The sequence below is a fragment of the Kitasatospora sp. UYEF31 genome (genome assembly GCF_057291755.1).
Genome location: NZ_JBXAWK010000008.1, coordinates 1 through 26,141 on the forward strand (window position 1 = coordinate 1; position 26,141 = coordinate 26,141).

A 26,141-nucleotide genomic window follows, 5' to 3' on the forward strand; every position below is an offset into this window, starting at 1 on the left:
GGACAGTCTGACTGCGTGTCAGTGGCGCAGATCACACAGATTGGCCACTGGTGCGGCTGCCGGGAATGATGGGCGACATGCACAAGGAAGACGCCGCCACACAGGTCCACGGACTCCTCCTCGCCGCCGGCGGCGGTCGCCGACTCGGCGGGCGGCCCAAGGCGCTCCTCCCGTACCAGGGCCGGCCCCTGGTCGAGCACGGCGTCGAAACCCTGCGCGCGGGCGGCTGCGCGGAAGTTCACGTCGTCCTGGGTGCGGCGGCCGGTGAAGTCGAAGCGAGAGCCGACCTGACCGCTTGTCATCCCGTACGCAATGAAAGCTGGGAAACCGGCATGGGTTCGTCCCTGCGTGCGGGCCTCGCGGCGCTTGACAAGGCAGAAGCCGGCTGTACGGGCGCGCTCGTGGCGTTGGTCGACATGCCGGGGGTGACGGCGCAGGCGGTGGCGCGGCTCCTGGCGGCGCACACCGGTGCGGACGACCTGCTGGCGGCCTCGTACGACGGGAAGCGTGGCCACCCGGTGCTGTTCGGGCGGAACTGGTGGCCCGAGGTCCGCGACAACGCGGTCGGCGACGAGGGCGCCAGGGCCGTGCTCGCCCGGAACGCCGAACGGCTCCGCCTCATCGAATGCGCCGATGTGGCGGAGCCGTACGACATTGATCACGAGGGTGACCTGAAGCGACTCGGTGGCTGACGGTCGCTCAGGTCACCAGGTGCCGTCCTCACGCACCCGGGGCATGGCGCTGCCGGCGACCAGGGTGTTGAGGGCCGCGTTGATATCCACGCCGAGGAAGTACTCGCCGGTGTGGTCCGCGGAGAAGACCCGCCCTGTCGCGTCGGCCACCAGGAACGCCGCGCCGTCCTGGAGGTTCCCGAGCGGCGCTACCGCGTGTCCCAGGCGCTTGCCGAAGGCGGCGCAGAACCCGGTGGTGTGCAGCGCGGTGGTCGGGTCGACGGTGAAGGACGGGAGCGCGAACTCCGCACCCGCGCCGCGCTGTTCGACGTGCATTCCGCCGTAGACAGCCCAGATCTCCACGACCGCGGAGGGGACGGTGTGACTCTGGCCGCTCCGTGAGTAGTGCGCGGACAGTTGGAATCGCCAGAACCGGGCCCGGCTTTCGTCGCGTCCGCCGGGCGCCGAGCCGGACAGGGCGAGTTTGGTGCCGATGCTGAGGGGCGTGGGGGTGCTCATACTTCGTGGGCCTCGATCCCGAAGTGGTCCAGCATCGCGGCGCACGCGCGGCACGGGGGTTGGTAGGTGCCGTGTGTGGGGTCGCCCTTTTCGCGGATCCGGCGGACGGTCACCGCGGTGTTGTACCGCTGGAAATACTCGCGAGCCCACTTGGAGCCCATCACCCGGTCCCCCCAGTCCTCCTGCATCTCCCACAGCATGTTGGAGACGAGTACCGCTTCGGCACAGCGGCCCATCCCGGGCTCACGGGATCTGGCAGGCAAACCGTCGAAGAAACTCTGCAACAACGGGTGGAGGTCGGGTTCGCCATCGCCCTTAGCGCTCGTGTGGCTGTATACGTAGTCGCCGCATGCCATGCTTCCCGCCGTGGCGGGGAGGAAGTCCGCGGGGACCGCCTGGTTGACTGTGGTTGGTGCGTCTTCCTGTCCTTGGGCAGCACCGGGAGTCTCCGGGATCTCTACTTTTTCCCCCTTGACCCCACGGACGAGCGCGATGAGTGTGGCATCCATGGAGTTGCCTTGATGGAAGAGTCCGCCGACCGGATGAAAGAGGTAGACCCTTCCGCTTTCGCCCATGATCAGTTCGCTGGGGCCGTCCGCCGCGCTACCGAACCAGAGAGTCAACTCCCCGAGCCAGTCCCTGAATTCCTGCGTGTCACCGGCGTTGAGCCACGGCTCGACGTCTCCGATGGCAAAGTCGCATCGGGCGACGTCCACCCCCGGGCCGTTCAGTTCGACCGAGAGGCCACCGAATTCGGCCAGAGCGGCCCGTAGGGCGGGAAATACCTCGCCCGGAATCCCCTTCTCCTGCATCTGCTGTTCCATCGCAGAGACCCAACCGGAGAAACCTTCGCCGACATCGCGACCGGGGAACCATCCTGCCGCGCGCAGAATTTGCGATACATCTTCTGGGAACCGTTCAGCAGGCAATGCATGCTCCTTATCGGGTCGTCATGGAAGGGGAATGTGGTTGACGCCAAGGTAATCGATGACTGGGCGGCAGGATTTGCACGCATCCACATACTGACCGTGAGGTGTCAGCGACTTGTGATCGTAGGCGATGGCGTGGGTTGTCATCTCCCCACCTCTGAGGAGGTCCCGGGCTTCCTCGCGTGTCATTGGGGGAAGCCCGTCGATTGCCCGCTGTGCGTCTGCGGCGTACATCCGGTCGGACAGTAGGGGGACCTCGGCACATTGGCCGTGGCTACGCCGCTGTTGGTCTATAGGGACCTCGTCGTAAAGTTCTTTCAGAACGGGATGAGTGTCGGGAGGAGCGCCGCCGCGCATCGACGTGTGACTGGTGACGACTCCGTCGTGGTTGAGCGCTCCGGCCATTCCAGGCCGGGTTTTTCTGCCGACGGTGTCATCTAGGGTGACCTCGGCGAGGGTGTCGTCCGCGAGAGTCATAGAGGTGTCCCGCATGACCTCGTGGGGAGTCCGGGGATCGTCGGCCAGATTCGTCGTCGGGCCTTCATAACTGACGTGTGCAGGCGCAGCGGTTCGGCCTTCACTCCGGCGGATCCGGGGGTTTTGACCTGGACCGCCAGGGGCGGGCGGTTTGCCGCCGCCATTTCCTCCCCCACCACCTGAGCCGGGCCCTTTCTTTCCAGGCCCCTTCGGCGCTGAGCCTACGGGCTTGTTCAGCGACGGAGCCTGACCCGGCTTCCCGCCCGCAGGCACCGAAGTGGCGTTCGGCCCCTTGTTGTTCCCGACGCCGTTGCCGGCCGGGCCGCTCGGCCCGCCGGGCGGCCCGCCCGTCCGCCCCGTCGGCCCCGTACCGCCGGTCCCCGGTGTCTTGACCGCGTCGATCCTGGTCTTGGCCTTCTTCTCGCCGCCGCGCATTGTGGTGGCGTTGCCCTTGAGTCCGTCGCCGGTCTTGGCGACGGTCTTCTGGAGGGTCTGTCCGGCGCGGCTGTGGCCGTCGGCTAGGGGCTGGAAGGCTTTGGCGAAGGCCTGGCCGATGCTGTCCCGCTGCATGAAGTCGCCTTTGGCGGTGATCACGCCGGTGAGTTTGTCGTGCGGCCCCGAACTGGGCGGACCGTGCGGGCCCTTGCTGTGTTTGCTCACCGGCCACCGACCTTGTCCAGCCACCCGGGAATCGTGCTCCGCATCCGCGATCTCTACAACGTCGACTGCCCCGTAGTCCCACCGGGCTCACGGGCCCCGGGAGACAAAGTCGCTGCCGAACCTACCGTCGGATAAAGGCTGGTGCGTCGACTGACTACATGTCAGTGGGCCAGGTCACCTGCTGGGGGAAGTCCTCGCCTGGAACGCCGAACGGCTCCGCCTCATCGAATACACCGATGTGGCGAAGCCGTACGACATTGATCCAGAACCGACGATCCCGAACGATCAGACCCGAACAATCAGGCCTGGTTGAAGAAGCCGTCCTGGTTGTGCTGCGACGGGTCCCCGGTGAGCATCGCGGTGTCCGCCGGCAGCAGCAGGAAGACCCGCTTCGCCATGCGCTCTATGGCACCGCGTCGGCCGAAGGTCAGACCGGACGCGAAGTCGACGACGCGTTTGGCGTCACTGTCGTCCATCGCGGTCAGGTCGATGATCACCGGCACGTCGCGCCGGTAGTACTCGCCTATCGCGCGAGCCTCGTGGTAACTCTTCGGATGCACGACGGCGATATTGCTCGTCGTCGGGCGCTCCGGCTCGCGTGCTGCGAACACCTCAGACGACGGCACCACAGCACCCTCCAATGGACGGGAGCGGGATTCCTCCGGCTCTTCGTCCTCGTACACCCAGCCTGTCCCGGACTCCGCGTCGTACGTACCTGTTTCGTACCTGCCCGCACCGTCCCGGTAGAGATCGTCCTCGTCCCCGGAGCCGAGTCCGAGCCAGGAGCCCGCCTTGCGCAGTGCGCCGCCCATGGGCACCTCCTTCTCCGACTGTCCCGGCCCCGACCGGGATATGAGATGACCCTCCACTCGACCGAACTTTATTCCAGTCGGCACCGTGCCCAGCGCAGCGACGCGCGGGCGGAAGTGTGACTATCGCAGCAGGTCAACTAGGCCGATGGTGATTCCGGTGCGCCAGACGGCGTAATCGTGGCCGCCACTGAGCTCTGTATAAGTCAGTTCATATCCCTGCGTTTCCAGGGCGTCGCGCAATTCCCTGGCCTCGTCCAGCAGCATCCACTCCTGGAGGCCGACCTGCACGTGGAAGCGAGCCTCGACCCGGGGCCCCGCGGTGATCCGCGCGGTCAGCCGGCCGTCCTCCCACCAGAAGGAACCCGACTGGACGAGCGCCGCGCCGAACCTGTGCGGCGCGGTGAAGGCGGTGAACGCGGCGCACAACCCGCCGAAGCTCTGACCCGCGATGACCGTGCGGGCGGGGTCGTTGGTGATCGGGAAGCGCTGACCGACGTACGGGAGAAGTTCTTCAGTCAGGAAGGTCGTGTATGTGTCTTCACACGCGTAATCCGTCCCACGGCTGTCCCCGCCGGAGACCATCACGGTCAGCAGCGGCGGTGTGAGGCCGGTGGCGTCCAGCATGTCCAGGTCACGGCCGAAGTCGAGGTGCTCGGCCCACACCTGGCCGTCGAGCAGGACGAGTACGGCGAACCCCCCGGGCGGCGGCGGTGTGGCGGGGGTGTGGACCCACACCTCGCGCCCGGCCACCTCCATATGGTTCACGATGCCGGGCTTGGGGGTGTCACTGCCGGGCGGCACGGGTGCGTCGGGCAGTTCCAGCAGCGAGGACTCGCCCTCGCCGGCGCGCACGGACGGGAAGCGGTCCGGGTTCAGCGGGTCGGGCACAGCCTGGGCGAGTACGGATTTCCAGGTGTCCCGGTCCGCTTTGAGGCCGGCGCCGAGGATCTTCCGGATGCCGGGCAGCAGTTGGTACGAAGCGCGGTGGTCGGCGCGCAGCCGGTACGTACGGAATCCGACGCCCGTGCCCGGGATCTCCTCCGTCACATGTGGTGACAGATCGTCACGGTCCTTGTCGGTGACGGTGTGCAGGAGCACGAGTGTGTCCGGCTCGTCGAAGGTGACAAAGGTGACCAGCCGGTGGTCCGCGTCGTCGGCGGGCTCGACGAGGGGGGTTCCCGTACGGCCGACCTCGTCTTTGAACTCCTGGACGGTGTCAGCGGTCACGGCGGCGATGCGGGGGCTGTTCATGGCTTGCTTCTGTCCTCACGCTCGGTTTCCAATCGCACAGGCGTTCACGCCTTCCGGTCGGTCAGCAGAACCCACAGCAGGAAAGGCCCGCCGACCAGCGAAGACACCACACCCACCGGCAGCTCCGCGTTGTCCACCGCGACCCGGCCGAGCGTGTCGGCGAGGGTGACAAGCAGCGCTCCGGCCAGCGCGGACGCCATGACGGGCACCCGGATCTCCCCGGTCAGCCGGGTGGCGATCACCGGCGCGGCCATCGCGATGAACGCGATCGGCCCGGCGACGCCGACCGCGAGTCCGGCCAGCGCGACGGCGAGCAGCAGCGCCAGGCCGCGGGCGCGGCGGACGTTCAGGCCGAGCGAGGCGGCGACGTCCTCGTCCAGCCGCAGGAGTCGCAGCCGGCGTCCGGCGACCAGGGCGAGCGGAAGACAGACCACAAGCCCGTACGCGACGGGTGTCGCATAGGTGTAGTCCCGCCCGTTGAGACTGCCGATGGACCAGGCCTGCACAGCGGACGCGGCGGACAGACTCTGCCAGGACATGACCACGTCGGTGACCGCACTCGCGACCGTGGTCACGGCGAGGCCGACGACCAGGATCCGGTAGCCGTGGGTGCCCGAGCCACCGGCGATCAGCAGGACCACAAGTGCGGCGATCGCGGCACCGGCCGGCCCGGCCCACCACAGGCCCACGCCGCCGGCGGTGGTTCCGGCGGCGGCGATGACAACCATGACGGTCGCGCCGTGGTTCACGCCCAGCAGGTCGGGCGTCGCGAGCCGGTTGCGGGCGAGGACCTGGGTGAGGCAGCCGGCCGCGCCGAACGCGGCCCCGGCGAGGATCCCCGCGACGATGCGGGGGAGCCGGATGTCCTGGATCAGCAGGACCTGCCCGCCGGTTCCCTCGCCGAACAGTGCGCGGAGCGATTGTTCCGGGGACATCGCCGACTGACCGGCGACCACCGCGAGGGCGACTGCCGCGCAGAGCGCTACTGCCAGGGCCACGCCGACGACGATCGTACGGATGTCAACCAGGAAGGAAAGGTTTTTCACCCGCACAGTGCGCGGCTGTGCGGGAGCCGCCGTACGCGATTTGCCCGACCGTTGTTCCCCGCCCTGCTCCAGCGTCAACAGCGACTTCGACCGCGCGATGACGATCAGCAGTGGCCCGCCGAGCACCGCGATGAACACCGCCACCGGGCTTTCGTACGGTCGGGTGACCGTCCGGGCGACCAGGTCGGCGGCCAGGAGGACGGTCGCGCCCACGCCTGCGGCGATCGCTGTCTGCGCGACCGTCCGGGGCCCGGCGATCCGGCGGGCGACGAACCCGGCGAGCAGGCCGAGGAAAGCCACCGGGCCGACCAGTGCGACGGAGGCGGCGGTGAGCGCGGTGACCACACCGGCGACCAGGATGCGGGTGGCGGTGGGCCGGTGGCCGAGCGCGCGGGCCGCGTCGTCGCCCAGGGCGAGGGCGCTGAGGGGCCGTGAACAGACAAAGGCGACGATCAGCCCGACGGCGATGACCGGCAGCATCTTGACTGTCGCGTCCTTGGTGACGCCGGACAGTGAGCCCAGGATCCAGAAGCGGTACTGGTCGTACGTGGCCGGTTCGCGCATCAGGAGGTACGAGGTCGCCCCGCCGAACGTGGCGGACAGTGCGGCTCCGGCGAGGATGAGCCGCAGTGGCGAGACGGCCTTCCTGGCGGCGGCGATCAGCAGGACGAGGGTCCCCGCCAGTGCCGCGCCGGCGAACGACCAGCCCAGATAGGCGTACGGGGTACCGGCCGAGGCGTAGGTGATGCCCAGGACGACACCCAGCGCGGCACCGCCGTTGATGCCGAGCAGCCCGGTCTCCGCGAGGGGGTTGCGGGTGACCGCCTGGAGCATTGATCCGGCCGCGCCGAGGGCCAGCCCGACGCCGAGCCCCGCGAGGGTGCGGGGCAGGCGCAGATCCATGACGACCAGGTGGAGTTGGGCGTCGGAGCGGGCGTCCGAGTGGTCGAGCAGGTAGTCGATGATCCGCCCGGGGGCGGTGTGCCCGGCGCCGACCAGCATCGAAGCGGTGGTCAGGGCGAGCAGGACGATCGGGAGCCCGATGGCCGCGTACGTGAGAACTTGCGCTTTTGTGCCGGATGCTCGGGTCTTTTGCGGCTTTTGATACCGGTTGCCAGGTATCGGCGGGTCGATTGTCGGGCTGGCCACTTGCGTCACTCGGCTAAGGTAAGGCTAACCTAACTTCGGGTCAATCGGCCGGGCCTGTTCCCGCTCGGCCGCGGCCTTGTCGCGCTCCTTCGCGGCACCCGCCTTTCCGCGTGACCTCGTTCTGTTCAAGCCTTCCCCCGGAGTCCCCTGATGTCGTCCCGTCGCCGTCTCACCATCGCCGCAGTCGGCCTGCTGGCCACCAGTCTTTCCCTGACCGCCTGCGGGGATTCAGATTCCGGATCCGGCGACAAGAAGGCCGCAGACGCGAAGTCGGCCGCCCCGGGCGCGCCCGCCGTCGACCAGAAGGGCGACCGTCAGATCAAGGACGCCACCGGCGCCATGGTCACCGTCCCGGCCAACCCCAAGCGGGTCGTGACACTGACTCAGGAAGACCTCGACTCGGCGGTCTCACTCGGTGTGAAGCCGGTCGGCATCACCAACGGGCAGGGCCAGACCACCCCGCCGAAGTACCTGGACAAGGACATCCAGGGCATGACGGTGGTCGGCGACCTCCTGCGCCCGGTGATGGACAAGGTCGTCGCCGCACAGCCCGACCTGATCCTCGCCGGCGACATGCAGGACGCCGCGGTGCTCGCCCAACTGAAGAAGATCACCCCGGCGGTCGTGGTCACCATGGCGCCGGCCGACGACTGGAAGCTGGCGTTCAAGGGCGTCGCCAACGCGCTGAACAAGATGGACAACGCCAACTCGGTCCTGGCCGACTACGACAAGAAGGTCGCCGACGCCAAGGCGAAGCTCGGTGCCAGGGCCACCTCGAAGATCAGCATCGTCCGGTGGAACCCGCAGGGCCCGAGCTGGATGGAGAAGGGCCAGTTCGCTTCGACCGTCGCCACGGACCTCGGTCTCCAGCGCCCCGAATCCCAGCAGAAGGACGGCACCGCGCACTCCGCGCCGGTCAGCCTGGAAGCGCTGAAGGAGATCGACGGCGACTGGCTGTTCGTCAGCAGCCTGACACCGGACGGTGCGAAGGCACTCGCGGACATCAAGAAGAACCCGGCGTTCGGTCAGCTGGAGTCGGCGAAGGCCGGGCACGTGAGCGACGTGGACGGCACGGTGTGGTCCACCCGCGGAGCGCCGAAGGCCGCGCTTAAGGTCGTGGAGGACATCACTAAGGCGCTCGCCGGGTCCTGATGTCGAGTCAGGCTTTGAGTCCGGTTCTGAGCCGGACTTTGCGAGCTTGAAAACCGTACAAAAAAGATTGCCGGATGACGGGCGACCGTCACCCGGCGATCTCCTCCGTGGTGGTTCTACTCCGCTGCGATCACGGTGACCGGGGCGATGTCCAGCGCCTCGATCTCCGCGCGGATCACTGCGGCGTCACCCTCGATGAGGATCAGCAGGTTGCCGGGCTCGACGCGCGCCGCGGCCACCGCGTCGAGCTGAGCTTTCGTCAGGGCCTCGACGCGGGCGTACTCCTGGGTGACATGGTCGTCGGCCAGGCCGAAGGTGACGATGTCCACCAGCCGCGGGCCGACCGCGCCCGGGGTCTGTAGCTTGATGGGCAGTGAGGCGTTCATCGCCGTACGACTGTCGGTGACCTCGGCCTCGGTGACGCCCCCGGCGTGGATCTTCTCCACCTCGGCCAGCATGTCGGCCAGCGCCGGGGCGGTGACCTCGGTCTGCACATTGGCCTGGGTGTAGAACATGCCGGTGTAGCGCTCCAGGGACAGCGTGCCGGACGCGCCGTACGTGTAGCCCTTCTCCTCACGGAGTTTCAGGTTCAGCCGCGACCCCAGGTGCCCGCCGCCGAGGATGCGCGACACCGCGGACATCTCGGTGGCGTCCACCGCGTCCCGCTTCGGGGCGTGGTGCGCGGTCAGGAGCACCGACTGCACGGCACCCGGACGGTCGAAGACGATGATCTCCCGCCCGGTCCGTTCCCTCGCCCCCACGAACGGCACGGAGACGTCGACGTCTGACGCGGTGTCACCGAACGCGGTTCGCGCCAGATCGTCCAGGTCAAGCGTCGCCAGGTCGCCGACGAGCACCAGGGTGCCGCCTGCGGCAAGGCGCTCGGCGTGGAACTCCCGCACGTCGTCGAGCGATACGGCCTCCAAGCCCTCGACGGAACCGCGTTCCATGATGGAGAACCGGCTGTCGGCCGCGTACAGCAGCTCGTGGAGTTTGACGATCGGCTTCACGCCCGGGTTGCTGAGCATCTGCTTCATCCCCGACACCAGGTCCTGGCGGACCCGGATGAGGTCGTCGGCGTCGAAGCGCGGCGTGCGCACGGCCTCGGCGAGCAGCGCCACCGCCTCGGACAGCCGGTCGCCCGGCGCGCTGACGGTGAGCTTCATGACCTCCGCGCCGACACCGCCGCCCCAACCGCACCCCAGGGATTCGAGCGCCAGCGAGAACTCAGCCGCGTCACGTTTTGTGGTGCCCTCGCGCAGGAGCGCCCGCACGACGCGGGCGACACCCTCCTTGCCCCGCGGCTCACGGACCGCGCCGGCTTCCAGGACCAGGCAGGCGTACGCCATCTGATAGCCGGGCATGTCGGCGGCCACGATGGTCCCGCCGTGCGCCGAGTACCGGACGACCGGCGGGAACGTGTAGGGCCGGGACGGCTTTCCGGCCGGGCGCTCGGAAACGATGGTCGTCGTCATGCTGCGTCCTTCGCGGTGTCCGTGCTGTCCTTGGCGTCCGTGGCGTTCCTGCCGCCCGTGTTGCCCGTGTTGTTCGTGCGGTCTGTGCGGTCTGTGCGGTCTGTGCCGTCTGTGCTGCCGGCCGGCACGGCTTCGGCCCCGGGGTCCGCCACCGGGAGGTAGGTCAGCGTGATCCGGTTGTCCGGGTGCAGGTAGGTCTCCGCGACGGCGCGGACGTCCTCGGCGGTGACCGCCGCCAGCTCGTCGAGGTAGGTGCGCAGCCGGTCGGGTGAGCCGAGCACTGTCGTGTAGTTGTTGATCAGGTCCGCGCGGCCCGAGTAGCCGGCGACGCCGTAGTGCCACCCGGCGGTGAGCCTGGCTTTGGCGCGCCCCAGTTCGGCGTCTGTGAGGAGCGTCTCCGACGCGTCGTCGAGGACTGCGTAGTACGCGTCGGCCAGGTCGCCGACCGCCACACCCGCACGCGGGTTGAGGGTGCCGAACATGACTGACGCGCCGTGGTTCAAGTCCCAGACGGAGGAGAACGACTCGGATGATTCGGCGAGCTGCCTGTCAGTGACGAGTGCCTTGTACATCCGCGACCCGCGACCGCTGCCGAGTGCGACGGACAACAGCTCCGCGGCGGCGAACCGCTCATCGGTCCAGGCGGGGAACCGCTGGATGATGAACAGGCGTTCGGTGGGCACCTTCGGGTCGTAGACCGTCTCGCGGACCTCCGCGCCGATGCGCTCGGGAACGGTGCCGTCCGGCGCCGGGGGGATGTCCGCGCACGGCTCGATGCCGCCGAAGTACTTCCCGGCCAGCGCGACGACCTCGTCGGCCGTCACGTCGCCGACGACCGTCAGCACCGCGTTGTCCGGCGCGTAGTAGGTGTCCCGGAAGATCTGGAAGTCCGCCAGCGTCGCCGCCGAAAGGTCCTCCATCGAACCGATGGTGGTGTGGTGGTACGGGTGCCCTTCGGGGAACAGCAGCGCGAACGCGCGCACGGGCCAGTCACCGTACGGCGGGTTCTCGTAGTTCTGCCGGCGCTCGTTCTTGACGATGTCGCGCTGGTTGTCGAGGTTCTCCTGGGTGAGGTTCAGCCCCGCCATGCGGTCGGCCTCAAGCCACAGGGCCACCTCCAACTGCCCCGCGGGGACCGTCTGGAAGTAGTTGGTGCGGTCCGGCGAGGTGGTCGCGTTCATCGCGCTGCCGCCGATGTTGTTGACCGTGGCCATGTGCTCGCCCTTGGCCACGTGCGCGCTGCCCTCGAACATCAGGTGCTCGAAGAGGTGCGCGAAGCCGGTCTTGGTCTTCGGCTCGTGGCGGGAACCGACGTCGTACCAGAGGTTCACCGTCGCGATGGGCGCGGTGGAGTCCGGACAGACGACGACGCGCAGGCCGTTGGCCAGCGTCGTCTGGTGGAGGGGCCAGGGGAAGGACGCGTTCGCGCCGTCGTTCGTGGTGGGGCTCTCCTTCGACAAGGAGGGGCTCCCTTCAGTGGGTTTTGTGGGAATGGACCGGTCGGTCTTCTACCCCAACCTTCACGCACTGGCGTCGTAATCCCTGTACCGATGCCGGAAATTGGTGGAGGCCGCCGACGCGGCGGGTAGGTCCGCGTCGACTGTTCACCCAGTTCGCCGCTTGGACCGGCGTGGTGAACGACTGCGCGGAACAAATGTGGAACTCCATGCTCCAAGTCCACTCGATCGAATGAAGATGGTCCTTTTTTTCTGGTTACGCATCCAAGGCTCTGGCAACGTGTCCTGACATGGTCGATCAGAACGAGAACGCAGCCGCCCGGCTTTGGCCGGATTCGACTAGGCGACAGTCTGTTGCTCAATTGTCCTGGGGTCGCATCATCGACCTGCTGGGCACGCTGAAAACCAGCTCTGGCCAGGGAATGTGTGCTGTCAGCGCGGAAAATCGCCGCTGTTCGGCACCCAAGGAACAATCCGGGATGCCAAGAACGCGGCAAGCCCATCGCTGAGCTCATCCCTGCCGGAATCGCTTCCACCGGCAGCCTCTGGCTTGACCGCCTGATCGCCGAAGGCAAGGTCAAGCGTCCCGTTGTGCAGGGCCCGCTGCGTCGACCTCTCCGTGGGGACGCAGGGATCAGCGCGTCCGACGCTCTCGTTGAGATGCGTGAGGAGGAACGGTGGTGATCTATCTCGATTCCTGCGCATTGATCAAACTGGCACACCCAGAGCAGGAGACCGACGCCCTGATCAAACACCTCACTCTGCGTGACGAGGCTCTCCTGGTCGCCTCGGCGCTTGCGCAGGCCGAAGTCAACCGGGCCCTACGTCGGGCCGATCCCGCTGCGCTGGTAGAAGTGCCCCGCGTTTTCGACCAGGTGATGTGCGTGCCGATCGACGCCACAGTCCTGGCCACTGCGGGAGCCTGGCAGGATCCCCTGCTTCGCACCCTGGACGCCATCCACCTGGCGACCGCGCATCTCATCGGAAACGTCTCCGAGTTCATCACCTACGACAAGCGCTTGGGTGAGTGTGCGGAGAGCATCGGGCTCACGGTGGTCGCACCTGAAGGCTGAGCTGAAGCGCGACGCAGAGGTGGCCGTGGTCAAGGTGGAATCGTTCAAGCAGGCGCTCAGGGCGTTGTGCCCCATCGATCCCCAGGTTCGGATCGGCGAGGCCTCGGTAAGCATCTGGTCGCCAGGTCTGCCGATCAGTGCTCAGAGTGCTGACTTCGGCGGTGCTGTCGACGAGTTTCTCGGCGCGATGCGCGATTACGCAGAGCTGTGGGTGCAGGACCTTCGCCAGTACCCGAACCATCATGAATTCTGGGATCTGGTGAACCTGACACTACTCAGCGACGACGAAGAACTGCGCAGGCACGCGTTCGGGGAGTGAGTGGCAGACCTGGCTGACCACAGGCCAGCGGCCTCCCGACGGTGAACATACGCCGCAGGAACGATGACGCCGAGTCAGGCCCGCCACTTCGCGATATTCACCAGCACCCGGTGTAGGTCGAAGACCGGACCCGCCCCTGAGCGGCGGGCGCCGTCAGGCGTTCAAGTAGGCCAGCACCGCCAGCACCCGCCGGTTGTCGTCCTCCGACTGCGGCAGCCCGAGCTTCCCGAAGATGCTGTTCGTGTGCTTGCTGACGGCCTTCTCCGTGACGAACATCTTCGCCGCGATGGCCGCGTTCGACCGGCCCTCGGCCATCAGCCCCAGGACTTCCTTCTCGCGCGGTGTCATCCGCCCCACGGGTTCGTCCTGCGCGCGCCGGTCGAGGAGCTTCGAGATCACCGTGGGGTCCATGGCCGTGCCGCCGTCGGCGACGCGGCGTACGGCGTCCACGAACTGCTCGACGTTGGACACCCGGTCCTTCAGTAGGTAGCCGACGCCGCCGGTGCTGTCGGACAGCAACTCCCGTGCGTACAGCGGCTCCACGTGCTGCGACAGCACCAGCACCGGCAGCCCGGGAACCTGCCGCCGGGCCTCGATCGCGGCCTTCAGGCCCTCATCGGTGAAGGTCGGCGGCAGCCGGACGTCCACCACGGCGACGTCCGGGCGGTGCGCCAGCAGTGCCCGCAGCAGCGAGGGGCCGTTGTCGACGGCTTCGACGACTTCGAAGTCGTACGCGGTCAGCAGTCGGATCAGGCCGTCCCGCAGGAGGGCGAGGTCTTCGGCGAGGACGACGCGCAAGGCAACTCCATGGTGACGACGGTGGGCCCGCCGGGCGGACTGGTCACCGAGAGTGTGCCATCGAAGGCCGCCAGCCGTCGCTGCACACCCGGCAGCCCGCTGCCCTTACCCAGTTCCGCGCCACCGCGGCCGTTGTCCGTGACGGTGATCCCCAGTGCGCCGTCCGCCTGCCACAGGTCCACCGCCGCGGACGTGGCGCCGCTGTGCTTCACCACGTTGGTCAGGACTTCGGCGATGGCGAAGTACGCGGCCGATTCGAGCGGGGCCTCATGCCGGGAGACGTCCACACAGACGTCCACCGGCATCGGCAGGGCCATCGCGAGCGCCCGCACAGCGCCGTCGAGCCCTCGTTCGGCCAGCACGGGCGGGTGGATTCCCCGTACGAGGTCCCGAAGTTCGATCAAGGCTTCGCCGCTGGCCTCGCGGGCCTCCGCCACCAGGGCCATGGCCGCTTCCGGGTCCTTCTTGAACAGCACCTCAGCCAGGCCCAGGTTCATGCCCAGGGCCACCAGACGGGCCTGTGCCCCGTCGTGCAGGTCGCGCTCGATGCGGCGCAGTTCGGCCGCCGACGCGTCCACAGCCTCGGTCCGGGTCTCGGTCAGCATCCGCACGCGGGCGGCCAGTTCGGCCTTGCGGGTGGGGGCGAGGAGCGTGCGGTCGTAGCGGGCCTGCAAGCGGAAGATGACCGGCGTCAGGTAGAGGCCGAGCAGCAGGACGGCGACGCCCTGCGGACCGGCGAACCAAGCTTCGGCGCGGTTTTCGATCGGCCAGTCGGCGAGGTAGCCGTACTCGGCGGGCAGCAGGCCGCCCTCCCACAGGAGCGGCACGACGAAGATGCCCTCCAGCCCTTCAAGGAGCAGCGCGGCGGGCAGGATGCCGAGCACGAAGCCGAGGACGGACCCGGGCAGCAGCCAGGCCATGTCCCGCCACGTCGCCGGGTCGCCCATGATCCATTTGCAGCGCTGCCAGCAGCCGATCACGCCGTAGCCGGTCCCGGGCGGCAGGGTCCGGTACGGGACGGTGATCTGCACGTCGGTCCACCGGCAGGCGGCCTCCCGGCGCAGGTTGAGCAGCCCCCGTACGGCCGTCGTGACCGCCGGCAGCAGGAACACACCGACCCCGATCGGCACCAGGACGAGCGACACCACCGTGAAGACGAAACCGACGATCCCGCCGACGAGGGTCAGGACCCCGAGCATCAGCCCGCGGGCAGCGGCCAGCGGGCTGCTCGCCGCCCGGTCGCTGATCGTTCCGTGGGTCATGGCAACAGTCCCGCCGTCGAGGTCGTAGTCGTACGGGATTCATTCTGGTGTCCGGCGCCAAGCCCGGAGAGTAGGGGTACGTCCACCAGTCTGGTGGGGTCGGCTCACCGACGCATCGGCAACCGCACGCTGAACACCGACCCCCGGCCCACCGTGCTCGTGGCGGTCACCGTCCCCCCGTGCGCCCCGACCAGCTGCTGGACGATCGCCAGACCCAGCCCGCTGCCGCCCGTGTGCCGGTTGCGTGACTTCTCGGCCCGCCAGAAACGATCGAAGATGTACGGGAGTTCATCCGGCGCGATGCCGCTCCCGGTGTCGATGACATCGATGACCGCCGTCGGCCCGTCCGGATAGGCCAGGAGCTGCACCCGGCCGCCGGCCGGAGTGTGCCGGACCGCGTTCGACACGAGGTTCCCCACAGCCTGACGCAGTCGTACGGCATCCGCTTCCACGATCAGGTCCGCGGCGGCCGACAGGGTCAGCTCCAGACCCGCCGCCTTCGCCCGCGCGTAGTGCGCCCCGGCCACCTGCTCCAGGACTTCCACGACCGGGACCGGCGTGGGGTGCAGGCTCAGCTTGCCCGCGTCCGCGGCGGCCAGGTCCCGCAGGTCGTCGATGATGTGCTGGAGCAGCAGCGCTTCCTCAAGCAGCGACCCGATCAGCGCGGGATCGGCGTCGGCGACACCGTCCTCCACCGCTTCCAGCCAGCCGCGGATATTGCTCAGCGGAGTCCGGAGCTCATGCGCCACGTCACTGACCATCGCCCGGCGCTGCTCCTCCAGACGGGCCCGCTGCTCGGACATGTCGTTGAACGCCGCGCCCAGGCGGCCGATCTCGTTCCCGGTGGTGACCGGGACCCTGGCCGTGTCGTCGCCGTCCTTCATCCGCTCGGCCGCGCCGGTCAGCGCGCGCAGCGGACGGATGAGGCGGGCCGCGACCAGGAACGTGACCAGCGCGGTGCCGGCCAGGACCAGGCCGGTCACCCCGGCGATCCTGGCGGTGTCGGAACGGGAGAGGCGGAAACCCGGCACAGGGGAGTCGACGCCCTCGTTCCCGACGAACACCAGCGCGGCGGGGGCGACGTAGGCGCCCAGCTGTTCGCGGCGGTTGCTGTCGACGCACGCGGCCGTGTCCCGGTCCCGTGCGCTGAACTCCTCGATCACGCTGGGCCTGATTTCCTCCGGGACCCAGGTGAGGTTCAGATTCAACCGGACCGGCGGGATGCTCCGGCGCTTGAGGCAGTCGTTGACCAGACCGTTGAGTTGACTCAGCGCCTTCTTCTCACCCGCTGTGGGCTTGTTGAGCCGGGTGGCCACCCCGCAGAAATCGGGCTCGAGCCGGCTCGGGAGCCCGCCGAGGACCGAAACCTGGGGCCGCCCGGTGCCGGTCTCCGTGATGCTGCCGGCGATGCCGCTCAGCCGCAGACACGAGACGATGTTCTCGGCGGCGCCGCGCAGGTCGGTGCGGTCCTGGCCGGACAGAGTGAACGGCCCGGTGGCGCGCGGGTCGATCCGGTCCGCACCCGTGCCGGTGACCAGCGACGGGTCCACGTTCAGCGGGTCGATGACAGCCGAGACCTGAGCGGGGAGCGGGCCCGGCGGAGCGTCCGAGTCGGCGAGCGGCTCCCGCGCCGAAGTGGTGAGGCTGATCCGCCGACCGGTCTCCCGGGCGAGATCCGCGACGACCGGACCGACCTCCACCCACGTGTGATGCGTCGCCGCGTAGCCGGACAGGGTGCTGTAGATACGGGCGTCGTCGGCGAGCAGCCGGCCCTGTTCGTGGCGGATCGCCCCCGAAGTCGTCTGACTGGCCAGCCACGCGGTCGCGGCCACCGCGCAGGTCGCGATCAATATGGACGACGCGAGCAGCCGGACAAGCAGACTCCGGTGGAACGGAACCCTGCCGCCGTTACGCGCCACGGGTGCCGTCGACCAGTTTGTAACCCACACCGAAGACGGTCACCAGATACTTCGGCCGCCGCGGCTGCGCCTCCAATTTCTTGCGCAGGTTCATGATGTGCACGTCGACCGTACGGGTCGTGATGTAGCGGTCGAAGCCGTGGATCCGGTCGAGCAACTGGTCGCGGCTGAACACCCGCCCCGGCTGCGTCGCCATGGCCACGAGCAGCTGGAACTCGCCGGGAGTCGACTCCACCAGCTGTCCGTCCAGGGTGACTTCGTGCCGTACGGGGTCCACACTGAGCGGCCCGACCCGCAGGACGGGGTCAGGTTCGGGCACCGCCTGGGCGACCTTGCTGCGGCGCAGCAGCGTCCGGACCCGGGCCATCAGCTCACGGGGGCTGTACGGCTTGGTCATGTAGTCGTCGGCCCCGAGGTCCAGACCGAGCAGCAGGTCGTCCTCGGCGGACCGGGCGGTGAGCATCAGCACCGGAAGATCGGTCTCAGCGCGCAGGACGCGCAGCACGTCCAGGCCGTCCGCCTTAGGCATCATCGTGTCGAGGACAAGCAGGTCAGGACGACTGCGCCGGACCTCGTCGATGGCAGCCCGGCCGTCGTGCACAACGGTGACCCGGTGCCCCTCCCGTTCCAGGTAGCGGCGGACCAGTTCGGCCTGTTTCTCATCGTCTTCGGCAACCAGGACATGCACAACCATGCGCATGATCGTATGCGAGCACCAGAACCAGGACGGTCGCGTACGGGAGCACCCGTACGCGATCGTCATGCTCGCCTGACAACTTCCTGACAACTGTCCGGAAGCATCGGCCGCATGTCGAAACCCTCCCTGCTGCGCACCGTCGCGGTCTCCCTCACCACCGTGGTCTGTCTGACCGTGCTGAGCGCCTGCAGCGGTTCCGGCGACGGGAAATCGGACAAGTCCGCCGCGAAGTCGGCGAAGGTGGCCACCGCGGCCGTGGTCAGGACCGATCTGTCCGACGCCCGCAACCTGCCCGGCGCGCTGGGCTACGGCACCGAGCAGTCGCTGAAGGGTTCCGGGAAGGGGAGGGTCACCTGGCTCCCGAAGACCGGCGAGACGATCGACCGCGGCAAGCCGGTGTACCGGGCGGACGACAAGCCGGTGACCCTGTTCTACGGGGGCACTCCGATGTTCCGGGCGCTGGGGAAGCAGCCGGAGGAGACCCCGCCGGTCGGACCGCCCGCCAGCGCACCGCCGGACCCGAAAAAAGACGACGTCAAAAAAGACGACGTCAAAAAAGACGACGTCAAAAAAGACGACGTCAAAAAGGACGACCTCAAGAAAGACGACGTCAAGAAGGCCTCGCCCCCAGCTCAGGGCCGCGACGTCAAGATGGTCTCCGACAACTTCAAGGCCCTCGGCTACCCCGTCGGCACTCAGCCGAAGGGCAACAAAGAGGGCGAGTACACCTGGACCCCGGCGCTCACCGACGCACTCAAGCGCTGGCAGCAGGCCGTCGGCCTGCCGCAGAGCGGCACCCTGGAGGTCGGCGACCTGGTTGTACTGCCCGGCAGTGTCCGGATCGGCGCGCTGAGCGCGGCCCTCGGTGACGAAGTCGCCGCCGGTGCGCTGCTAATCATCACCCCGACCGACCGCGCGGTCACCGTGTCGGTCGCGGCCACCGAAGTCGGCGGGATCGTAGCCGACGCCCCGGTCGTCGTCATCCTCCCGGACGGCACCGAGGCACCCGGCAAGGTGTCCGCCGTGAGCCGGGTCGCGGAGAGCAAGTCCGTTATGGGCGAAGCCGGTCCGGCCAGGATGAGCGTGAACGTCACGCTGGACGACGAGGCCCCGGTCCGTAAGCTCGACGCGGCCTCCGTCCAGGTCAGGTTCACCACCGAGACGAAGAAGGACGTGCTCGCCGTACCGGTCGGATCTCTGGTGGCGCTGCGCGAAGGTGGTTACGCCGTGCAGGTCTCCGGCGGCGGTCTCATCGCGGTCAAGACCGGACTCTTCTCCAAGGGCATGATCGAAGTCAGCGGGGAAGGCCTGAAGGCCGGCGACCAGGTGGTGACCGCCTCATGACCGCGGTCCTGGAAGTCAACGGCGCGACCAAGGCATATCCCGGCGGAGTCAAGGCGCTTGACGATGTGTCATTGATCATTGCGTACGGTGAACTCCTGGCCATCCTCGGCCCGTCCGGGTCCGGGAAGTCCACCCTGCTCAACCTGATGGGCACGCTCGACAAGCCGACCAGCGGCACGGTGTCGATCCTCGGCCAGGACATCGACGATCTCTCCGACCGTCAGCTGTCCGCCCTGCGCGGGCGCTGGCTGGGTTTCGTCTTCCAGCAGTTCCACCTCACCGACGGGCTGAGCGCGGCGGAGAACGTGGCCACCGGCCTGCTCTACGCCGGAGTTCCGCGCCGCAGGCGCCACCCGCTGGCCGTCGAGGCGCTCAACCGGGTCGGCCTGGGGCACCGCGTCAAGAACCACCCGAACCAGCTGTCCGGCGGGGAGCGCCAGCGGGTCGCCATCGCCCGCGCCCTGGTCAACGAACCGGCGCTGGTCCTGGCCGACGAGCCGACCGGCGCCCTCGACACCGCCAACGGCCGGACGGTCCTTGACCTGCTGATGCGGCTGAACGCCGAGGGGACCACCATCGCGATCATCACCCACGACCGGGACATCGCCGCGCGGTTGCCGCGGCGGATCGAGATCCGCGACGGCCGGCTGATCTCCGACACGGCCCAGCCGTCCCTCCTGCCGCTCCTGGAGACCGGACGATGAAGCAGCCCGACCACACGAAGACCAAGCCCGTACGGCTCGCCCCCACGGACATCGTCCGGCTCGGCCTCCTCGGCATCCGCACCCGTAAGATGCGGGCGGCGCTGTCGGCCCTGGGCATTTCCATCGGCATCGCCACGATGATCATCGTGATCGGCATCCCGGCGTCCAGCCAGAAGGCCCTCATGCGGGAACTGTCAGCGATGGGCACCAACATGCTCCGCGCAGAACCGCAGCCCGACCAGAAGCCGCCGGTCAAACTCCCCGAGGAATCAGTGGCGATGGTGGCCCGGATCGGACCGGTCATCCTCAGCAGCGCCGTCGCCAACACCCATACTGTGGTGCGTCGTTCGGACCGCGTCGACCCCACCGACGGCTCCGGGCTGACCGTCCTGGCGGCCAGGCTCAACCTCCTGGAGGCCGTGCACGGCACCGTCCGCTCCGGGAAGTTCCTCGACCCGGTCACGGAGAAGTTCCCGACCGTGGTCCTCGGCTACGAGGCCGCCGTACGACTCGGGTTCGGCATTCTGACACCGGGCCAGCCCCCGCCGCAGGTCGCCGTCAACGACCGCTGGTTCACCGTCATCGGCATCCTCGACCCGATGCCGCTGGCCCCCGACCTGGAACGCTCGGTGCTGGTCGGCTGGGACGCCGCGAAGGCGAACCTCGGCTTCGACGGGCACCCGACGGTGGTGTACGTCCAAGCGGAGGAGGACCAGATCGAGAACGTCCGCGCTGTCCTCGGCGAAACCGTCTACCCGCAGCTGCCCGGCACGGTCCAGGTGAGCCGCCCGTCCGACGCGCTGGCCGCCAAACGGGCCACCGAGTCCACCTTCTCCGCCCTGTTCCTCGGCCTGGCCGGGGTGGCGCTGCTCGTCGGTGGCATCGGCGTGGCGAACACGATGTTCATCTCGGTCCTGGAGCGCCGCAAGGAGATCGGCCTGCGCCGCGCGCTCGGCGCCAACCGGGGCCAGATCCGCAGCCAGTTCCTCACCGAATCGGTGGCCCTGTCCGGTCTCGGCGGCATCGCCGGCACGGTCCTGGGCGTCCTGGCGACGCTCGGCTACGCCTACTACCAGGGCTGGCCGCCGGTGATCTCGTTCAGTTCGGTGGCCGCCGGCTTCGGGGGAGCGGTGGTGGTCGGCATGCTCGCGGGGGTCTACCCGTCGATCCGGGCCTCCCGGCTGACCCCCACCGAGGCACTGGCCTCGACGTAGGACCTCGCACGACCAAGGACCCGCAGCCCTCTCAGGGTTTCGGGTCCTTCGTCAGGTCGGGGGAGCGGTCAGACAGCGTGCGAGTGCGTGGCCGGGCGCGGGTGGTAGTCGGCCTCCGGGCGGACGATGCCGTAGATCTCGTCAGCCTTGCGCATGAATTCAGCCTGCTGCTCAGGCGTCCCGTCGTCTGGGATGTCTAGGTTGTACTTGAGGCAAAACTCCATGACCCAAGCGTGGGCACGCTTGTGCCGAGCCAAACGCTCAGGCGAGGGGCGGACAGCGCTCATAGCCACAGCACTCCCTTCCAGCTGGCCTTGTCGTCCAGCACGCGCTTCCCGAGGAAGCTTTCGGATCCAGGATACCGGCCAAGCGCAGCGATCTCCGAAGGAGCCGGATATCTGGAGTCCTCGTACGGCAGATTTCGGAAGCGTTCCAGGACCTCCAGTCCTGCGGCCTGCTCAGCGGCGGTATTCGGAACCCTGGGATCCTTGAGTTTTGCAGCCAGCCGTCGCATGATGCCGCGAGCGCTCGCCTCGTCCGACCCTTCGTATTCGAGTTTGGCCCAGCTGTAAGCTCCGTCGTCCTTGCCCGCAGTCAGTTCGATGCGAACCAGGCCTGAAGCCCGGTACCAGGCTTCGAGTCGTCCACTGACCTGGATGCCGAAGCCGCTGCGCCGAAGATGTGCGTACTCGTTTTCGATCTTGACGATGTCGTGGTGCACCCACAATCCCCGTCTACCTCGCGGTGAAAGGTCCGGACGATGCGGCCGACCGCAGCCCCGTCAGGCGCCATAATCCGACCGTCCCAGCCGAGACAGTCCACGCCCGGATAAAGATCAGTGATCTCGATCCACAGTCGGTTCCTGCCGTATTCCCCGGCCACCGCCCGCTGCAGCTCAGCACGCACCTTCGCCGGGTCAAAGCCCGCCGGATCCACCGGAATCAGCTCTCCGACGGCGGGCAGGTCCGCATCGTCACCGGCCGTGCCGTACCCCACGCCGCGTCGCCTCCGTCTACACCTCCCACTACTCCTTGGGAGTGGTTCATGTACCGAAAGCAACGAGAAGGAGGTGCATGTGGTTACGCCGTACGGCGGAAAAGTGCGCACGCGAAGGATGCCGGGCCGGTCCGTCACAGCCCCCGGGCAACGCGAAAGCCCCAGTCAGTGAACTGACTGGGGCTTTCGTTTCAGGTGCGCCGCCAGGGACTCGAACCCCGGACCCGCTGATTAAGAGTCAGCTGCTCTAACCAACTGAGCTAGCGGCGCTTGACCTGCTTTTCCCGCCTGCGCTCCCAGCCGGGTTTCCCTGGCTCGTCGCGCTGACAGAAGAAATACTACATGATCCGGAGGATGCTGCCGCACCGGTTTCTTTCCGGAGTCGCCCCGCAGGTCAGCGGCTCAGCCGGGTGCGGATCCGGTCGAGGAGCCGACGGCCTTCCAGGGTGGTGAACCACTGGGTGTGCCCGGTGAAGTAGTCGTACGCCAGTGCGGTGCTGGCGGCCGAGCCGACCACCCCGTGGAAGTAGTCCACCTCGGAAAGCGCGAAGTCGGTCTGGACCAGCGGCAGCAGATCCGGCAACGCGGCTGACTCGGCCGCGGAGAGCTGCCGCACCGACAGGTAGCCGTCGAGCAGCGCGTCCAAATGGTCGAGATGGAGCGCCTGCGGCCCCAGCGTGTCCAGGTCCAGCCACTGCACGATGTTCCGCTCGATCGCGGTCGCCAGGTCGTGCACGGCGGTTGTCAGATCGCACAGTCCGAAGTCCAGCACGGTGGAAACCCGGCCCTCAGCAGTCCACAACAGGTTCGACGCGTGCCAGTCGCCGTGCGTCCACAGGGGCTCCAGGCCGACCAAGTGCACCCGCAGCCGATCGTGGAACGGCAGATGGACCGCCCGTACGTCCGCTTCCCAGGCTCTTCCCGCCAAGTAGTCACCCAGTGCGGGCCGCGCCGCGGCGAACCGCCGCAGCGCCGCCAGGGGATCCTGCGTGGAGAAGACCTCAAACGAGGTCACCAGCGGTTGCGTCGCGCGCTTCGACGCGGCGTACGGCGCGGCGGCCAGGTGCAGCCGGGCCAGCTCCGCGCCGGCCGCCTCCGCATGGCCGGTCGAACTGAAGGGCGACCACGAGATCGCATCCCGGTACAGGTCCGCGCCGGTGCCGACCGTATGCACCTCGTACGTCCAGACGCCCCGCTCAACGGCCGTCCGGCCGTCGTCGGCACACAGCACCTGGACCACCGGGACACCCCGGGTGCTGAGGAAGGCGATGAAATCGTGCTCCTCAGCGAGCCCGGCGGGTGTCCGGACCCGCTGGTGGTGGCGCTTGATGAAGAACTTTCCCGTACGGGATTCAACCAGCGCGGCCGACGACAGCGGCCGCGGACTGTGCCAGGTGACCCGTACCGAATCGGTGTCTTCGACCTGTGGATAGTGCCGCAGGACGGCCGCGACCTCGGCCGTCGTCAGCAGCGGCCAGTCCGGTTCGACCCACTCGGTGCCCAGCCCGTGGACAAGGGTCGGCTGGGCGGGCGGCTGGACTGTGCCGGTCATACGGTTTTCTCCGGGTCGGACGGATTCGCGCTGCCGCGCCGGAGCGCGTGGAGCACCCGCTGTTCGAGAGCGGTGAATTCGGTGGCGGCGAAGTCGTCGGTGCCGCGCGGGCGACTCAGGCCGACGGACACACTTTCGATGATGCGGCCCGGCCTGGCTGACAGCACATGCACGGTGTCCGCGAGCAGCACGGCCTCCCGGATGTCATGCGTGACCAGGACGACCGTCCAGCCGAAACGCTGCTGCATGTCGGCGAGCCACAGCTGCATATCCGTACGGGTGAGCGAATCAAGCCCGCCGAACGGCTCGTCGAGCAGCAGCACGGGACGGCCCAGGACAACCGTCCGAAGGAGTGCCGCACGCTGCCGCATGCCGCCGGAGAGCTGCCGGGGGTAGACGTTCTGGAACCCGTCCAGGCCGAACGCCTCGAACAGCTCCCCGGCCTGCTGACGTGCGGCTTTCTTCGGGACTCCGGTGGCCTCCAGGCCCAGCGCGGTGTTCGCGAGGACCGTGCGCCACGGGAAGAGGAGGTCCTTCTGTGGCATGTAGGCGACCTTGGGAGCCTTCGTTGGCGCAGTGGCGACCTTGGGAGCCTTCGTTGGCGCAGTGGCGACTTTGTCGCCGCGCACGGAGATCGGCTCGCCGTCCACCAGGACCGTGCCGGTCGTCGCCCGCTCCAGGCCGGTGACCAGGTTGAACAGCGTGGACTTGCCACTGCCGCTGGGCCCGACGATCGCCGCGAACTCACCGGAGCGGACGGCCAGATCGATGTCCCGGAGGACTTCGAGGTCACCGAACGACTTGCCGAGGCCGCTGATCTTCAGGCTTTCCGCCTTTTCCGCACTCATGCCCCACCCCGGTGCTTGTACGGCAGGACCAGACGTTCCAGCGCGTACGTCGCACCGAACAGCGCGATGCTCAGCAACGCCACGATCCCGACGGCGGCGAGCACCAGGTCGGTGCGGAACGCGCTCTTCTGCGCCTGGATGAAGATGCCCAGGCCCTTCTCCGCCCCCGCGTACTCGGCGAAGACCGCGCCGCTGACCGCGTACGTGATCGACACCCGCAGTCCGGTGAAGAAGTACGGCATCGCGCTCGGGACCCTGACCAGCAGGAACGACCGCCAGGGCCCCGCGCCCATGGACTTCAGCAGGCGCATGGCGTCACCGTCCGCCGAGGCGAACCCGGCGGCCAGCGAGGTCGTCAGCGCGAAGAACGTCACCAGCGCCACGATCAGCATCTTCGGCAGCAGCCCGAACCCGAACCAGATGATCATCAACGGGGCGATGACCACGATCGGGATCGTCTGCGAGGCCACAAGCAGCGGGTAGAGGCTGCGCCGGGCGAACGCGGAGAAGTCGAGCAGCGTGGCCACCAGCCACGCGAACACGAACGACAGTCCGAACCCGGCGGCGGTCTCCTTCAGCGTCGGAACTGTCTGGTCCCACAGGATGTCCCGGAACGCCCAGCCCATTTCAACGACCCGCTGCGGCGACGGCAGCGTCGTCGGGGCGATCCCGGAAGTGGTGCAGTACAGCTGCCAGCCCCCGATCAGCACCGCTGCCAGCAGGATCGGGGGCCACAGGAGAGCGAACGTACGTTTCACTTCACCGTCAGGAAGTCGTTGCTGAACATCGCCTTCGCGTCCGGGGCCTTGTCGAGCTTCTTGCCCTGGGCGTCGGCGAGGATCCCGGCTGTTGCCATGAAGTCCGTGAACTGCTGCCAGCGCGGGCCGTCCTGCACGCCGAGCTTGCCGTCGGCGGTGCGGTAGTAGTCCTTCACCAGCATGTCGATGCTCTGCTTGACCAACTCGGTGTTGGTCAGCTCGGCCTTGTTCGCGTCGAGCAGGATCGTCGCGGCCTCCGCCGGGTGGTCCACCACGTACTGGTATCCGCGCTCGGTGGCCTGCACGAACTTCTTCGCGGCGTCGGGGTTCTTCTTCAGGTAGGTGTCCGAGGACGCGACCAGGAAGGAGTACGCCTGCGGGGCCCCGAAGTCCGACAGCGGCCAGCCCTTGAGCGGCTTGCCCATGAGCTTCGCCTCAAGCATCTGCCACGTCGGCACGGGCATCGCGAAGTCGGCCTTGTCGGCGTACAGCGCCTCGTACGCGCCCGTCTCCAGGTTGACGTTCTTGAAGTCGCCCTTGCCGCCGGCCTTCTTGATCACGTACTCCAGCAGCGGCTTTTCGTACGGCGCGCCGTAACCGGCGTACGTCTTCCCGTCGAGGTCCTTCGGGGACTGGATGTCGTCCCGGTTGGCCTTGACCGCGATCTCGACGTCCGGCTTCTGGGTGATCGCGTACACCGATGTCAGGTCCTGACCGGAGGTCCGGCCGAGGATCACACCCTCGCTGTAGGAGATGCCGAAGTCCGCCTGGTGGCTGCCGACCAGCGTCTCCGCCGACGTCGAGCTGTACGGCAGGAGCTTCAGGTCGATCCCGGCGTCCTTGTAGTAGCCGAGCTTCTGGGCGACGTAGATGCCGGTGTGGTTGGTGTTCGGCGTCCAGTCGAGGGCGAGGCTGACCGAAGTCAGGCCGTCGGCCTTCTTCTTGCCGCCGCTGTCACCCCCGCAGCCTGCCGCAGTCACCGATATCGCCGCGACCAGGGCGAAGGTGGTCAGGTGGCGGCGCATGGGGTTCCTCCGGGGAGCGGGCTGTGGCGGGTAC

Annotated in this window: 25 protein-coding genes and 1 tRNA gene; 7 read left to right on the top strand and 19 right to left on the bottom strand. The window is 68.1% G+C overall.

The window, feature by feature from the left end:
* Nucleotides 1–77: 77 nt before the first annotated feature.
* Nucleotides 78–692, top strand: a complete 615-nt coding sequence (locus tag AC0Z36_RS05835) for a nucleotidyltransferase family protein (RefSeq protein ID WP_485461605.1) — start codon at nt 78–80, stop codon at nt 690–692.
* A 12-nt stretch (nt 693–704) separates the two neighbouring features.
* Here AC0Z36_RS05835 and AC0Z36_RS05840 read toward each other — a convergent pair whose 3' ends face one another.
* From AC0Z36_RS05840 to AC0Z36_RS05865, 6 genes are all read right to left on the bottom strand, one after another.
* Entirely contained in the window at nt 705–1,190 is a 486-nt protein-coding gene (locus tag AC0Z36_RS05840; protein WP_485461606.1) for an SUKH-3 domain-containing protein, read from the bottom strand.
* Nucleotides 1,187–2,119 carry an SUKH-3 domain-containing protein gene (locus AC0Z36_RS05845; RefSeq protein WP_485461607.1) on the bottom strand — a complete coding sequence of 311 codons (933 nt, stop codon included), beginning with the start codon at nt 2,117–2,119 and terminating at the stop codon, nt 1,187–1,189. Before AC0Z36_RS05845 ends, AC0Z36_RS05840 begins: the two co-directional genes overlap by 4 nt.
* Nucleotides 2,120–2,140: 21 nt before the next feature.
* Entirely contained in the window at nt 2,141–3,256 is a 1,116-nt protein-coding gene (locus tag AC0Z36_RS05850) for a YwqJ-related putative deaminase (RefSeq protein WP_485461608.1), read from the bottom strand.
* 299 nt (nt 3,257–3,555) lie between these two features.
* Nucleotides 3,556–4,068 (bottom strand): cell division protein SepF, encoded by a 513-nt coding sequence (locus AC0Z36_RS05855; protein WP_485461609.1) that lies wholly within the window; start codon nt 4,066–4,068, stop codon nt 3,556–3,558.
* A gap of 120 nt (nt 4,069–4,188) precedes the next feature.
* Nucleotides 4,189–5,319 (bottom strand): alpha/beta hydrolase-fold protein, encoded by a 1,131-nt coding sequence (locus AC0Z36_RS05860; protein ID WP_485461610.1) that lies wholly within the window; start codon nt 5,317–5,319, stop codon nt 4,189–4,191.
* Nucleotides 5,320–5,363: 44 nt separating this feature from the next.
* Nucleotides 5,364–7,514: an iron ABC transporter permease gene (locus tag AC0Z36_RS05865; protein WP_485461611.1), complete on the bottom strand. Its 2,151-nt coding sequence runs from the start codon at nt 7,512–7,514 to the stop codon at nt 5,364–5,366.
* A 150-nt stretch (nt 7,515–7,664) separates the two neighbouring features.
* On the opposite strand from AC0Z36_RS05865, the gene AC0Z36_RS05870 reads away from it, so the two are divergent.
* On the top strand, nt 7,665–8,666 hold the full coding sequence (locus tag AC0Z36_RS05870) for an ABC transporter substrate-binding protein (protein ID WP_485461612.1): 1,002 nt from the start codon (nt 7,665–7,667) through the stop codon (nt 8,664–8,666).
* Nucleotides 8,667–8,782: 116 nt separating this feature from the next.
* Here AC0Z36_RS05870 and AC0Z36_RS05875 read toward each other — a convergent pair whose 3' ends face one another.
* Nucleotides 8,783–10,141, bottom strand: coding sequence for a M16 family metallopeptidase (locus AC0Z36_RS05875; protein WP_485461613.1), 1,359 nt, complete (start codon nt 10,139–10,141; stop codon nt 8,783–8,785).
* On the bottom strand, nt 10,138–11,601 hold the full coding sequence (locus AC0Z36_RS05880) for a M16 family metallopeptidase (RefSeq protein WP_485461614.1): 1,464 nt from the start codon (nt 11,599–11,601) through the stop codon (nt 10,138–10,140). The genes AC0Z36_RS05875 and AC0Z36_RS05880 overlap by 4 nt, the downstream gene beginning before the upstream one ends.
* Nucleotides 11,602–12,275: 674 nt before the next feature.
* Between AC0Z36_RS05880 and AC0Z36_RS05885 the strand changes: the two genes are divergently transcribed.
* Both AC0Z36_RS05885 and AC0Z36_RS05890 read left to right on the top strand, forming a co-directional pair.
* Nucleotides 12,276–12,671 (top strand): type II toxin-antitoxin system VapC family toxin, encoded by a 396-nt coding sequence (locus AC0Z36_RS05885; protein WP_485461615.1) that lies wholly within the window; start codon nt 12,276–12,278, stop codon nt 12,669–12,671.
* Between the two features lie 25 nt (nt 12,672–12,696).
* A complete protein-coding gene (locus AC0Z36_RS05890; RefSeq protein WP_485461616.1) occupies nt 12,697–12,990 on the top strand; it encodes a hypothetical protein in 294 nt (97 codons plus the stop codon).
* Between the two features lie 153 nt (nt 12,991–13,143).
* Here AC0Z36_RS05890 and AC0Z36_RS05895 read toward each other — a convergent pair whose 3' ends face one another.
* From AC0Z36_RS05895 to AC0Z36_RS05910, 4 genes are all read right to left on the bottom strand, one after another.
* Complete coding sequence (locus AC0Z36_RS05895; protein ID WP_485461617.1) at nt 13,144–13,788, bottom strand: response regulator; 645 nt, start codon at nt 13,786–13,788, stop codon at nt 13,144–13,146.
* Complete coding sequence (locus tag AC0Z36_RS05900; protein WP_485461618.1) at nt 13,740–15,050, bottom strand: sensor histidine kinase; 1,311 nt, start codon at nt 15,048–15,050, stop codon at nt 13,740–13,742. Before AC0Z36_RS05900 ends, AC0Z36_RS05895 begins: the two co-directional genes overlap by 49 nt.
* 104 nt (nt 15,051–15,154) lie before the next feature.
* Nucleotides 15,155–16,969, bottom strand: coding sequence for a sensor histidine kinase (locus tag AC0Z36_RS05905; protein ID WP_485461619.1), 1,815 nt, complete (start codon nt 16,967–16,969; stop codon nt 15,155–15,157).
* Entirely contained in the window at nt 16,959–17,663 is a 705-nt protein-coding gene (locus AC0Z36_RS05910) for a response regulator transcription factor (RefSeq protein WP_485461620.1), read from the bottom strand. Before AC0Z36_RS05910 ends, AC0Z36_RS05905 begins: the two co-directional genes overlap by 11 nt.
* Nucleotides 17,664–17,777: 114 nt before the next feature.
* Between AC0Z36_RS05910 and AC0Z36_RS05915 the strand changes: the two genes are divergently transcribed.
* The 3 genes from AC0Z36_RS05915 to AC0Z36_RS05925 are packed head-to-tail and all read left to right on the top strand — an operon-like array spanning nt 17,778 to nt 20,928.
* A complete protein-coding gene (locus tag AC0Z36_RS05915; RefSeq protein ID WP_485461621.1) occupies nt 17,778–19,010 on the top strand; it encodes an efflux RND transporter periplasmic adaptor subunit in 1,233 nt (410 codons plus the stop codon).
* Nucleotides 19,007–19,714, top strand: coding sequence for an ABC transporter ATP-binding protein (locus AC0Z36_RS05920; RefSeq protein WP_485461622.1), 708 nt, complete (start codon nt 19,007–19,009; stop codon nt 19,712–19,714). The genes AC0Z36_RS05915 and AC0Z36_RS05920 overlap by 4 nt, the downstream gene beginning before the upstream one ends.
* Entirely contained in the window at nt 19,711–20,928 is a 1,218-nt protein-coding gene (locus AC0Z36_RS05925; protein WP_485461623.1) for an ABC transporter permease, read from the top strand. The genes AC0Z36_RS05920 and AC0Z36_RS05925 overlap by 4 nt, the downstream gene beginning before the upstream one ends.
* Nucleotides 20,929–20,996: 68 nt before the next feature.
* On the opposite strand, the gene AC0Z36_RS05930 is transcribed toward AC0Z36_RS05925, so the two are convergent.
* The 7 genes from AC0Z36_RS05930 to AC0Z36_RS05960 all read right to left on the bottom strand — a co-directional run bounded on the left by AC0Z36_RS05930 (nt 20,997) and on the right by AC0Z36_RS05960 (nt 26,107).
* A complete protein-coding gene (locus AC0Z36_RS05930) occupies nt 20,997–21,152 on the bottom strand; it encodes a hypothetical protein (protein ID WP_485461624.1) in 156 nt (51 codons plus the stop codon).
* A 59-nt stretch (nt 21,153–21,211) separates the two neighbouring features.
* Nucleotides 21,212–21,649, bottom strand: coding sequence for a hypothetical protein (locus AC0Z36_RS05935; RefSeq protein ID WP_485461625.1), 438 nt, complete (start codon nt 21,647–21,649; stop codon nt 21,212–21,214).
* A 471-nt stretch (nt 21,650–22,120) separates the two neighbouring features.
* Nucleotides 22,121–22,194, bottom strand: a tRNA-Lys gene (locus AC0Z36_RS05940).
* 124 nt (nt 22,195–22,318) lie between these two features.
* Nucleotides 22,319–23,476: a phosphotransferase enzyme family protein gene (locus AC0Z36_RS05945; protein WP_485461626.1), complete on the bottom strand. Its 1,158-nt coding sequence runs from the start codon at nt 23,474–23,476 to the stop codon at nt 22,319–22,321.
* Complete coding sequence (locus AC0Z36_RS05950) at nt 23,473–24,324, bottom strand: ABC transporter ATP-binding protein (RefSeq protein ID WP_485461627.1); 852 nt, start codon at nt 24,322–24,324, stop codon at nt 23,473–23,475. Before AC0Z36_RS05950 ends, AC0Z36_RS05945 begins: the two co-directional genes overlap by 4 nt.
* Nucleotides 24,321–25,082, bottom strand: a complete 762-nt coding sequence (locus AC0Z36_RS05955) for an ABC transporter permease (RefSeq protein WP_485461628.1) — start codon at nt 25,080–25,082, stop codon at nt 24,321–24,323. The genes AC0Z36_RS05950 and AC0Z36_RS05955 overlap by 4 nt, the downstream gene beginning before the upstream one ends.
* Nucleotides 25,079–26,107, bottom strand: a complete 1,029-nt coding sequence (locus tag AC0Z36_RS05960) for an ABC transporter substrate-binding protein (protein ID WP_485461629.1) — start codon at nt 26,105–26,107, stop codon at nt 25,079–25,081. The genes AC0Z36_RS05955 and AC0Z36_RS05960 overlap by 4 nt, the downstream gene beginning before the upstream one ends.
* Nucleotides 26,108–26,141: the final 34 nt, after the last annotated feature.